This is a genomic window from Coprobacter sp. (assembly GCF_982436375.1).
Genome location: NZ_CEWDCG010000072.1, coordinates 1 through 13,172, shown reverse-complemented (window position 1 = coordinate 13,172; position 13,172 = coordinate 1). Strand labels below are relative to the sequence as shown.

Here is a 13,172-nt window from a genome sequence, read left to right as displayed (position 1 = left end):
AGACTACCGTCGATGTAACTTTAGAAGAAGATAATAAAGTGCTTTCGGAGGTTGTCGTGACGGCCTTGGGTATCAAAAGAGAGAAAAAGATGTTGGGTTATTCGGTACAGGACATCAAGGCCGATGAATTGAACACGACTGGAGATGCTTCTGTTACAAGTGCGTTGCAGGGTAAAGTTGCCGGCCTTCAAATGAATACTTCAAGTACCGGTCTTGGCGGTTCTACAAAGATTACTATAAGAGGAAACTCTTCTTTGACAGATAATAACCAGCCTTTATGGATTGTCGATGGTGTTCCTTTTACTGATAACAATACTTCTGGTGCTTCTTTTTACGGGGGAATCGACCGAGGAGGAACATCTATCGATATTAATCCCGATGATATAGAGTCTATTTCGGTTTTGAAAGGACCGAATGCCGCGGCTCTTTATGGTTCTCGTGCCGGTAATGGGGTGATTCTCGTAACGACGAAAAAAGGAACAAAGAAAGATGGATTCGGGGTTAGCTATAATGGTACATTTACTTGGAGTGTAGTGGGCGAGACCCTCGATATGCAGGATAAGTACGGACAAGGAGAGGGCGGTGTATATAAAGACTCTCCATTTAGTTATGGTGCACCGTTGAACGGACAAATGGTGACGGCATGGAACGGTCAAGAGATGCCCTATACTCGTTACGGGAATCCTTTGAGAGATTATTTTAATACAGGTTTTGCTCAAAATCATAGTGTTTCGGTAGGGAATGTAACAGAAAAATCCAATTTTCGGGCTTCGTTCGGATATAATGGCAATGACGGATTGTTTAAGGGTGAGACTTTGGATAAGATTACGGTGGATATGAAAGCCGGAACTGAATTGAACAAGTATCTTTCTATGGAAGGAAAAGTTTCGGTTTCCCGGACGAAAGCAGAAAACAGACCTTATTACGGTTTAGGTGGAGAAGTCGCTCAGTTGCTTTCTATCCCGAACAATATTCGTCTTTCTGATCTTCAGCAATATACGACAGCCGAGAAAATGCATGTAAATTGGTACGGACCTACACTCGAATACCTTAATCCGTATTATGTGCGTCATCAATTGCAAAATTCGGATGAACGTTGGCGTGCTTTCGGGTATTATAACGCCCGGATCAATTTTACGGATTGGTTGCATTTTTCGGCAAAATATGCTTTTGATTACTACCGTACCCGTTTATATGATTCTGATTTGGGTAATGGGGTAGGTATAACTTCTGTAACGCAACAGACGAATGACGGCATGTCACGAGGAGAGGAAAACTTCTTTGAACAGAATGCGGAATTTATGTTGAATGGAGATAACCGCATCGGATCGGATTTCAGAATCGGATATACGCTCGGTGCCAACTTCATGTACCAGAATTATGAGAGTCTTTCTGTCGGGGTACGTAATATGTTATCGAAAGATCAATGGATATTCAATACGGGAGCGTTATTGAATACGGCAGATAATAGCGGTTATGAAAGAGCTACCAATTCGGTATTCGGATCTTTGCAGTTGGCTTTTAGGGAGTATCTTTCGTTAGACTTGACGGCTCGTAATGACTGGTCTTCTACATTGCCGGTTCGTAATAACTCATTTTTTTATCCTTCTGCCAACTTAAGTTTTGTCGTTTCTGATTTTGTCAATTCATTGGATGGTCACCAAATGCCTGCATGGTTCAATTTTGCCAAGGTTCGTGTCTCTGCAGCACAAGTAGGAAAAGATACAGATCCTTATCAATTGGTGAATACGGTGAAATATAAATATGAGAACGGTGTTCGTGTACTCGATCAAAGCGGAGGAAAAATCAAGGCGAACGATAACTTGAAACCTGAGATATCTTCTTCTTATGAGGGCGGTTTAGAGATGAAATTCCTTCAGAACAGATTGGGATTTGATTTTACCTACTATTATAGCCGGACTAAAAACCAGATCATGAGTATTCCTGCAGCTTCTCCGTGGACGGCACAATGGATCAATGCCGGTTTGATTACGAATAAAGGATTCGAATTGATGGTTTATGCTACTCCTGTGCAGACAAAAGATTTTACGTTCGATATAAATGTAAACTTGTCGAAGAACTTATCTACGGTAGAAGAATTGTATGAGGGCAAAGATTATGTTTTCTTTGACGGAGACGATAATTTCCCCGTATGGGTCGGAGCAGTTGCCGGAGGCAAATTGGGAGATATATATGCCCGTCATCTTCTTAAAAGAAATGACAAAGGTGAATTGATATTGAAAGACGGCCTTCCTCAAGATAATAATGAAGCGGATTTAAATTATATTTTGTCTCATCCGATAGGAAATATACAACCGGATCTGTTGATGTCGGTAACTCCGACCTTTTCTTACAAAGGGTTTACGCTGTCAGCAATGTTCGATATGAAATTCGGAGGAGATATTGTCTCTATTTCTGAGGGTATGGCAACAAATGCCGGTACTGCAGAGCGCACGGAAAACCGGGGATCGGAAGATAACGGCTGGAAAATTTTATTGCCCGGTGTAAAAGAAGACGGGACTCCTAACGACGTTTGGTGCAATGCTCAGTCTTACTATCAGAAAATCGGTCTTAATAAAACGAACGGAAATGCTGAAGAATTTGTATATGACGCTTCGTATATTAAACTTAAAGAACTTTCTCTCGGATATAATTTTTCGAGAAAACTGTTGAAGAAGACTCCCTTTACGTCATTACGCTTATCTTTTGTAGGTCGTAATCTCGGTTTTTTGATGAAACATGCTCCGGGAAATCCCGACGGGGGATATAATACCAGCATGTTCTCTCAAGCAATTGACTTTACGTCAGTACCTTATACTCGTACATTCGGATTTTCTGTCAATATCGGATTTTAATTTATAACAGCCAATATATCATGAAATATAAATCAGTTTTAACCAGAATAATGATTGCCCCTTTATTTTTGGGGTTGGTAACATCTTGTTATGATTTAGGAGAACTCAATGAAAATCCTTATGAGATTAAAGATGCTACCGTAGGAGGAAATGACACAGATACCGGTGATGACGGGACGAAGTATTCCGATATCAATATCGACTTTAAAGTGTCAAAAGAGGATTCGCTCGCATTACAGTCGGAATTGGCTTCTGCAGCTTCGACTTTCCGGAATTTCATTTACGAGGGATATTATAATGATTATCAGATTACGACCAATCTTAGTCATGATATTTATGCCGGTTATGTTGCTAATAACCAGAAAAATCATGCAGGAAATTCTCCTGACTATAATTATACTGACGGTTGGTCGGGTAAAAGATGGGAACATTTTTATAATGACCGTAGTAATGAGTATCGTCGTTTATTACGAGCTTTTAAGTTTAATGATGAGCCCGAAAGATACAAGAATGCGTTTTATATGACCCGTATCTATTATGCTTTTCTGGCATTGGCACAAACCGATACTTACGGAGATATGCCGTTTGACGTGTATGTGCGCGCCAGAGTTCCCGAAACCGATAATATTCCGTATAACACGCAAGAACAGGTTTATGATATGATGTTCCGTATGCTGGAGCAAGCTGTGGATAGTATAGATGTGAATGATGCGAATCAGTATTCTTTCGGGACAGAGGATATATGTTATTTCGGAGATGCGAAGAAATGGGTGAGATTTGCCAATACTCTCCGTTTGCGCATGGCGTTGCGTATCTCTAATGTCGATCCCGACCGGGCTCGGACCGAGGGCATGGCCGCATTGAATGCAGCGCAAAAAGCGGGGGATAGTGAGTTGGGACTTATGATGAGTAACGAGGATAATATGTGTACTGTTCCCAAGTTTGCACCGAAAGATATGGGTGGCATGGATGAAGGAGGAAGTGAGAATCCGTTGGCGATGTGCAGCGTAGCCTATAACGGAGAGAGTGTTCTTTCATGGGATTTAGAGCAGTTCTATAAAAATTTGAGTGTCGGTGGCGGTGAATATCAAATCCGTACCGGACGTAATAATTATATAACGAAGATTATAGATCCCCGCTGTTTAGTTTGTTGGTATCGTCCGAGTACTATGAATGCTTTGGAAAACGGAGTTGAAGATGATAAAAATGATTTTACCGGATGTAAACGAGGATATCAGGATGTAAACCAAGCTTCGGGAGATTATAGTTTGACTCGTACGAAGATGAATAGGCAGGAATCTAAAATCTTAGATCCTAAATATTGGTTCAATTATGCTCGCCCTACCGTGTGGTTGGGATATGCAGAATCTTTGTTCCTGAAAGCTGAGGCTGTGCTGAGAGGATGGACGGGAGCAGAAATTAATAATAGTGTCGAAGGTTATTTTAAAGCCGGAATACAGGCTTCTATGGATTATTATCAGATTTCACAAGCAGAGGCGACTTCTTATATAAACGGTTTGAAAATATATCAAGAGGGAGAGACAAATCCGTTTTCCGGATCAGATAAGGAAGCTATTCTTGAGCAGATTATTACACAGAAGTGGATGGCTGTTTTCCCGAATGGGAATGAAGGTTGGGCAGATTTCCGCCGTACGGATTATCCTCGTTTGGCAAATCAACTTACCAATAATTCGGGGGGAAGTGTTCCTAACGGGAAACATATCAAACGTCTTTTATATCCATTGAGTGAAGTGAATAATAAGACGGAACAGAGACCTACTCAGATAGATACAGAAGGTTCACGCTTATGGTGGGATGTCGCCGATACGAATAATGATGCGGGAGAGCGCAACAAACCGAATAACTTTCGGTCGGCTACCTTATCGAAATTGAAATTCTGATATATCTTGTAATACAGGTGAAAACCATTATTTCTTGTAAAGAAATTTTTTAGATTGGCTTTTAGAAACGATGGTTTTAGCTTGTAAGAAATATAACGATAAAAAACGTAGGATACGATAATTTTATAGTGCTTTTATTAATAAAGGCGTATTTTTACATCTATAGATTTTAGGAAAACACAATAACCTTAATCTTGTAAAACAATTATAATTATGAATCTAAAAAAATTACTTGTTTCCGCGATAATGCTTTCTGTGTTTTCGTGGTATTCTCAGGCCCAACAGCCTTATTCGGGGTGTTGGCATCCAGAAGATATTAGGGAATGGAGTCCCGAAACCGATCCGGATGCAAAATTCAACCGGAGTACGGTTAGGCTGGCAGAACGTTTCAAAGAACCTTCTTTGATAAAAGCCAACCAGTATCAGTTCTATGAAGGGCAAGTATGTAACTCCACTATCCTGTTTAAGGATTGCGGTGCTTGTCCGTCGCAAGATGCTAATAATTTCTATCTCTACAACCCTACTTATTGGCAATATATGGATAAGGTCGTTTATTGGGCAGGGTCGGCAGGAGAAGGGATTATATGTCCTCCTTCAGCTCCGATGATCGATATGGCTCACATGAACGGTGTGAAGATTCTCGGTCAAATATTTTTCCCACCGAGTGCTTTTGGTGGAAATGTCGCTTGGCCGCAAGCTATGTTGACAACAAAAGAAGGAGGACGTTATGTCTATGCAAAGAAGTTGTATGAGATCGCCAAATATTGCGGTTTTGACGGCTGGTTTATCAATCAGGAGACTCCGGGAGGAGGAGTAGCGGGAGATTGGGCTCCGTTTATAAAGGACTTTTATAAATATGCCGATGAAGCTGGAGATACGTACATGGAGATACAGTGGTATAATGCCAGTCAAAGTTATTCGTCGGAGATAATGAAAACGCATGTGAATACTTCTCAATTCCTTGAATACGGTAGCGCTTCGAGCGGGAGATCTCAGGTTAATAATCTTATGAAAGAAGGCTTTACTAAGGAACAAGCATTGCAAAAACTGTATTGTGGGGTTCAATGTGTAAGCGGAGGCTTGACCGGCACGGGTTATGAATGGCGTTCTGTCTTCGGTGAAACGGATCATGGCGGATCATTGGATTTATTCTGTCCGGAAGAACGTATCTGGAAAGATAATATTAAAAGTCTTGTAGAAGATCAACATATCACTACCGGTCCTCAGATGTATGCAGCTCAGAAAAAAACTTTCCGTAACGAAGAGATTTTCTGGGTAAATAATGCCGGAGATCCGACAGATGTTTCCGGACGTAATGGTTGGCCGGGAGCTTCGGGATGTGTCTTGGAACGGTCGGTAATACAATATAAACCGTTTGTAACGGCTTTCTCTACAGGCTTGGGGAAACACCGTTTCGTGAACGGAGAAAAAAGAGGAACACAGGATTGGTCTCATCGGGGTATGCAAAATATCATGCCGACATGGCGCTGGTGGATCGAAAATAATGCTGCAGACAATTTGAGTATCGATATCGATTGGGATAATGCTTATAATTTTGGTACCAGCTTAAAAGTTACCGGAAAGTTGAGTGCCAATGCAGATCATCTTACTCGTCTTTATAAGACAATGATTTCTGTAGAGTCGGGAGATAAGTTCCAATTGGTATATCAGACCAATACAGAAAATTCTATCGAAGTGAAACTCGGAACAACCAGTGCCGTCGATAGCGAGTGGAATGTATTGTCGAATCCTTCGGTTACGACTCAAAACGGTTGGACTGTTGCCGAGTATGACCTTTCTTCTTTAGCCGGTAAAACCGTATATATCATAGCTTTGAATTTCAAGTCGGCAACAGAAGTCGCTTCTTATACAGCATCGTTAGGCCAATTGGGTATTATTCCCGACCGTTATGCTCCTGCAATTCCAAGCATTACTAATGTTAAAATGCAAAATAAATTAGGGGAGAATGGTGGTGATTTCCGTATTGTATGGGACGTTAATGAGTCAGAAAGAGAAAATCTTGATCATATTAATGTTTATTTGCAAAATGGAAGTGGCACTACTTTAGTAGGTCAGACTCGAGGAGAAGGTTTTTATATCCCTAAAATTAATCGAGTAGGAACAGAAACTTTCGTAAATGTTATATTAAAACCTGTATCTAAGGATCTTAAAGAAGCCGATGGCGTCACTTATCGAGTTGATTATCCTGAAGCTACGGCACCTGTTGTATATTATAGGGTAAGTAATAGTTATCCATCAATTGGGGATAAGGTGACAATTGAGGCGGTGGCCACAGGATTTCCATATGATTATAAATGGGACGTTCCTGAAGGATTGGAACAAGTATCTGTCTCGGAGGATCAAAAGACAATTGTTGTTAAATGTTTGAGAGAAGGAGAATTTGAAATAACATCTCATGTCTCGAATGCTGCAGGGGTTACTGATTATAAGGCAATGGCACTTGAGGTGAATTCGGCAGAAAAATTGACAAATGTTGCGTTACATAAGAAAATTGATAGCTTCAGCGGATCTACAAACGAGACTGAATCTCCGGAAAATTTGATTGATGGAGATTTGAAACCTTGGAATACCAGTTCAAAATGGTGTAATATAGCAAATGAAAGTTGGGCGATTATAGACTTGGAGGGGTTATACAATATTTATAAGTTTAAGACTTATGATTGTAAACATAATGAAAGCGGAGCTAACTTTAACAATTATCGGGTTTATGTGAGTACCGATAAGGTAAACTGGACCTTGGTACTTGATGAAACCGGAGTAGGAAATGAAACTATAAAGGAAGATTATATTGCTCCTACAAAGGCTCGGTATGTGAAATTTAATCCGTATGATGATAATTCGATGACAATTCGTATTTGGGAGTTTGAAGTATACGGTAAAGATGCTGTTAATTTACAAGTTACGGTACCGGGAGAAGTTTCCTTGAAAAGTAAAGAAAGTAAGACTATTGAAGTTGCTTATGATTTGAATGGTGATGTACGTAATGAGAATTTTGCATGTACGGTAACTTCTGGTAATGAAAATTATGTGAAGGTAGGGAATATTGAGGAAGATGTTGCTAATAGTAAATTTTATGTAACATTGATCGGAGGAGAGGCGATAGGTACGACAAAAGTCTTGGTTACGCTGAATAATGGTACAAGTTACAAAGAGCGGGCTATCGCTGTGCAAATAGATAATCCTGATGCGGCCAATATTCTATTGGGTAGAACTGTTGAGTTGAGACAGTATCATTCAGACTATAATCCTGATGCTGTTTATGATAAATTTGCAACAGAAAAGTTGACAGATGGAGATCGTGTATCAGAAGGCGCAGAAGTTATAGAAACCGAATCGTCTTATAAAGAAGATATTTGGGCTGTCTTTAAAGCTGATGATTTTTGGAATATCGCAAAGGTGAAAATCTTTTTGCCGAATAATAACCAGTCAGGAAAAACGCAGATAATCCGGAGTATTTCGGTGAATGTAAGTAATAATGGTAAATCATGGACTCGGGTAACCACTATTGAGAATCCGGATGGGGAGACAGAGTATATTTTCCCGGATTCAAAAGAATGTGCCTATCTTGGATTTGGTTTTGATGTGATGCCATATCAGTATGTTTCTATTGCTGAAATTGAAGCTTTTGAGCAATCGAAGACAGTGCCCGTAATAAGCCCTGTGGCGATAGGTGCCGGGTTTACGGACGATGTCGTAGCAGAGGCAAAACCTTCAAAAAATTATGTTACTCAGCCTATAGATAATGATGATTGGGCATTGTTTAGTGAAGATATACAGGTTGCCGGTTCGCTTCCGAATAGTAAGAGCCTGGTTTCTAAAACGTCTGGCATTGAATATCGATTGGCTGATTATTCTGGTAAAAATGTAGCTTTATTAAGAGGAGATGTTGTAGAAGCAACGCTTGAATTTGCTGAACCACAGAAAGGGATAGAAGAATTATATTTTTTGGCAACAAGCGCTGGAGAAAAAAATTCTCCAATTTCTGTTGTCGTTAATTATACGGATGGGGAAGCTTCTGAAATTTCAGAATTTGATTTGGAAAGTTGGCATAGTGAGACTCCGGATCAGGGAGAGGCAATTTATGGATTAGGAAAGATTCTTACTCAAGGGAATTTTATAAATAGTGCAGATGAGATTGAACAAATAAACCGTAATGAGGGGGATAAGCTACAATATAGGTTATTTGAAAAGACTTTGTCTGTAGATTATTCAAAGACAGTTGAATCTGTTACGTTTACGAATAAAAGTTCTTACAAATATGCATTTCCGGTAATATTTGCCATTTCTAAAAAAAGTAGAGCTGATGTATCTGGGATAGACAATAAAATAACAGTTGATGCATTAAATGTTTATCCGAATCCGGTAAGTCCGAATGCTGTTTTGACCGTTGAGACAGAGCAAGGTGCTGTTATTTCATTGGTTACATTACAAGGCGTTTTGGTCCGTCAAATACAAGCAGAGAGCAATATTTCTCAATTATCGATGAAAGGATTAGTTTCGGGAACTTATATTTTGCTTGTTAAAGATAAAAATGGAGTGAGAACGGTGAAAGTTATCGTTCGTTAAAGAATAGTTTTAATTTTTTAATGCGGGGATTCTGAACTTTAAAAATAGGAATCCCCGTTTTTTGTATTCATGTGGGAGGAAATTGTAGAGTGTGCGTTTATTTAATGAGGATAAGTATCAAGAAAAATGAGAATAAGCTATATTAATCATGTAATTGTCTTGTTGTTTTTATTAATTGGCTATTTAAGTTTTCTGCAATAGAGTTACAGTTGTTCTGACGAAAGCAAGTTGTTACTTTTTTAGTGTGATTTTTTTGTGAGGAAAATGTCAAACTATATTTTTAAGAATCATTTGAGTCGTGTTTTAATGTGTTAAAAAATAAAAAAAGATATTCTTCTGTATAGGGTTATCGGAGGGTATTGTGTCATTTTTTATAAAATATATTTATGGAGGAATGTGCTCATATTTTATGGAGCTTTTTATAAACTTGAAATAATTGTTTGCCGGAACCGGCCATTCCGGCAATAAATAAAAGAAGATAACAGATTATAAATCTAATCAGCATGAAGTACAGAGAAATAGAAAAATCAATTAGTAAGTTGTGGCGACTTGCATTCTTTATTTTCATTTTATCATTTGGTGTTCATTCGCAGATTTATGCTGCCGAACAAGACGGAAAGATTACACTTTCGTTTTCGGATATTCCTCTTCGGGAAGCTCTTTCACGTATAGAAAAGGTAAGTGATTATACATTTTTTTATGATGAAAAGAATGTCAATGTAAATCAAAAGGTCAGGCTGGATGTAAAGGATGTAAATATGCAAAGTCTCATGACAGCCCTTTTGAAGGATACGAATCTGGATTTTGAAATATCGAATCGTCAGATAGTCCTTCTTTCTAAAAGAAGCTCGGGATCGAAGACGGTAAAACGTCATATATCCGGAGTCGTAAAGGATGAGAAAGGGGAAACTGTTATCGGTGCCAGCGTGGTAGTAGAAGGTACTACCACCGGTACTGCAACAGATATAGACGGAAAATATGCTTTAGACGTTCCTGTAGGTGCAAAACTGAAAATTACGTATGTGGGCTATCGTCCGTTTAGTGTAGAAATTAAAGATCAGACTACCGTCGATGTAACTTTAGAAGAAGATAATAAAGTGCTTTCGGAGGTTGTGGTAACGGCTCTGGGTATCAAAAGAGAGAAAAAAATGTTGGGTTATGCTGTGCAAGAATTGAAAAGTGAAGATCTGAATAAAACCGGAGATCCATCCGTAACGAGTGCGTTGCAGGGAAAAGTTGCAGGATTGCAGATGAATACTTCAAGTACAGGGCTTAATGGATCTACGAAGATCACTATTCGTGGTAATTCTTCTTTGTCGGATAATAATCAGCCTTTATGGGTTGTGGATGGAGTGCCTTTTAGTGATATGAATAATTCTACTGCATCGGAATACGGAGGCTTTGACAGAGGTGGAGCTTCGGTTGATATCAATCCGGACGATATAGAATCTATCTCAGTCTTGAAAGGTCCTAATGCCGCTGCACTTTACGGCTCCCGGGCAGGTAACGGAGTTATTTTGATCACGACTAAGAGAGGAACGAAAAGCGATGGTTGGGGTGTCTCTTATTCTGGCAGTTGCACTTGGACTCAAGTTGCTGAGACACTTGATATGCAAGATGTTTATGGCCAGGGAGAAGGTGGAGTTGCCGATGCTTCTAAGTCGGGGAGTTGGGGATCTTTATTGGATGGTCATGAATTTATTGCATGGAATGGCGAGATCCGTAATTATAAGAAATATGGAGATCCTTTAAAGGACTATTTCAGAACAGGGTTTTCTCAAAATCATAATGTTTCATTCGGTACGGTTACTGAGAAGAGTAATTACCGCGCTTCATTCGGATATGTGAAGAGTTCTGGGGTTTTTCACCAAGAACAGTTGCAGAAATATAATGCTGACTTAAAAGCCGGGACAGATTTTAATAAATATTTGAGTATGGACTCAAAGATCTCCTTGTCGAGGACGAAAGCAGATAATCGCCCTTATTTTGGTAAATATGGCGAGATTGCCCAATTGTTGATGATCCCTAATAACGTAAGCCTTGATGATTTGAAACATTATCGTACTGAAACCAGTGAACATGTTAATTGGTTTGGTCCGAGTAATACCGATCTTAATCCTTACTATATCAATAATCAACGAGACAATTATGATGATCGTTGGCGGGCTTTCGGATATTATAATCTGAAGTTGAATTTCACTTCGTGGTTACATTTCTCGGGGAAATATATGTTCGATTATTATCGTACTCAGTTGTTCGATTCAGACCGTACCGATTATACAAAAGAGGTATTGGCTGATGAAATGAATCTTCGTGAAAATAATTTTTTTGAACAAAATGTAGAACTTATGCTTACTGGAAGCAATAAAGTCGGAGATCGGGTGCAGTTGGGATATTCATTAGGTGCGAATTTTATGGATATGCGTTCTGAAGGATTATTGGGTACAGCCCGTAATATGCGGAAAAAAGACGATTGGGTATTGAATTCGGCACTTGGTTTTAATGCTTCGGAGCAAGCGTTTGAACGTAAGCGGGTAAATTCTCTTTTTGCGACGTTTCAGTTTGCATGGGATGATTATTTGTCGGTTGATTTAACTGCCCGAAACGACTGGTCATCGACACTGCCTTCCGATAATCGGTCTTATTTTTACCCATCGGTAAATGTGAGCTATGTTATATCCGATTTTGTCCGGAAAATGGATGCTTCACTGCCTTCATGGCTAAATTTTGCAAAATTGCGTCTTTCCTTTGCTCAAGTGGGTAAGGATACAGACCCTTATCAATTGTACAACCGCTTTGTATATCATCAGACACCGAACGGTCCGGAAGCGGCAGCCGTAGATGTTTTGGAAAATGCAAATCTGAAACCGGAGATTGCTACATCGTATGAAGCCGGACTGGATATGCGTTTCTTTGACAATCGTTTAGGATTTGATTTTACGTATTATTATAGCGATACAAAGAATCAAGTGATGAAAGTTCCCATGAGTGGAGCCTATGCATGGAAACGTATTAATGCCGGAAATATAGTAAATAAAGGTCTCGAGTTGATGATTTATTCGACTCCGGTAAAGACAAAGGACTTTGTTTTCGATCTAGGTGTTAACTTGGCACATAATCGTTCTACCGTGAAAGAACTTGCCGATGGCGTATCTCGTATGGATTTTGATAATTCCGAAAAGTTGTTGGTCAATGTAGGAGCGTTTTCTGGCGGGAAGTTGGGCGATATTTTCCCGAGGAAAAGTTATGCGCGAGACATTGAGGGTCGTATTATCGTAGGTGAGGACGGATTACCTTTGGTAAATTCGGAAAAAAATCCTAAGGCTATTGGAAATATCCAGCCAGATTTGTTGATGTCGGTATCACCCTCTTTTACATATAAAAATTTCACTTTGTCGGCTTTGTTTGATATGAAGTTTGGCGGGGATATCGTTTCTGTGACAGAGGCAATGGCAACATTTTATGGTACGGCAAAACGTACGGCAAAACGTACGGATATAATCGTTGATGGTGTGACTGTTTCTGGAGAAAAAAATACAAAACCGGTATCAGCCGAAGATTATTATAAGCTTATCGGTTCTACGGATGGTTTTGCTGAAGAGTTTATTTATGATGCTTCTTATATAAAATTGAAAGAATTGGCGTTGTCTTATAGTTTCCCGAAAACGTTATTGAAGAAAACACCTTTTACAAACCTCAGACTTTCATTGGTCGCCAGAAATTTGTGCTATTTGCTGAAACATACACCGGGAACTAGCCCTGAGGGTGGTTACGATACCAACATGTATTCGTCAGCGATAGACTATTTGGCTGTACCTTATACCCGTAC

Annotated in this window: 4 protein-coding genes; all 4 read left to right on the top strand. The window is 39.5% G+C overall.

From position 1 onward, the window contains the following. The coding region (locus AC1WHX_RS05870; protein ID WP_481228982.1) for a SusC/RagA family TonB-linked outer membrane protein at window positions 1-2,855 on the top strand (2,855 nt) is incomplete at its 5' end. Window positions 2,856-2,875: 20 nt separating this feature from the next. Next, window positions 2,876-4,756, top strand: a complete 1,881-nt coding sequence (locus AC1WHX_RS05865; RefSeq protein ID WP_022389613.1) for a SusD/RagB family nutrient-binding outer membrane lipoprotein — start codon at window positions 2,876-2,878, stop codon at window positions 4,754-4,756. Window positions 4,757-4,969: 213 nt separating this feature from the next. After that, on the top strand, window positions 4,970-9,343 hold the full coding sequence (locus AC1WHX_RS05860) for an endo-beta-N-acetylglucosaminidase (RefSeq protein ID WP_302545230.1): 4,374 nt from the start codon (window positions 4,970-4,972) through the stop codon (window positions 9,341-9,343). A 503-nt stretch (window positions 9,344-9,846) separates the two neighbouring features. Further along, the coding region (locus AC1WHX_RS05855; RefSeq protein ID WP_481228980.1) for a SusC/RagA family TonB-linked outer membrane protein at window positions 9,847-13,172 on the top strand (3,326 nt) is incomplete at its 3' end.

Coding starts and splice junctions, on each gene's coding strand:
- AC1WHX_RS05865 (WP_022389613.1), top strand. CDS start 2,876: ATGAAATATAAATCAGTTTTAACCAGAATAATGATTGCCCCTTTATTT.
- AC1WHX_RS05860 (WP_302545230.1), top strand. CDS start 4,970: ATGAATCTAAAAAAATTACTTGTTTCCGCGATAATGCTTTCTGTGTTT.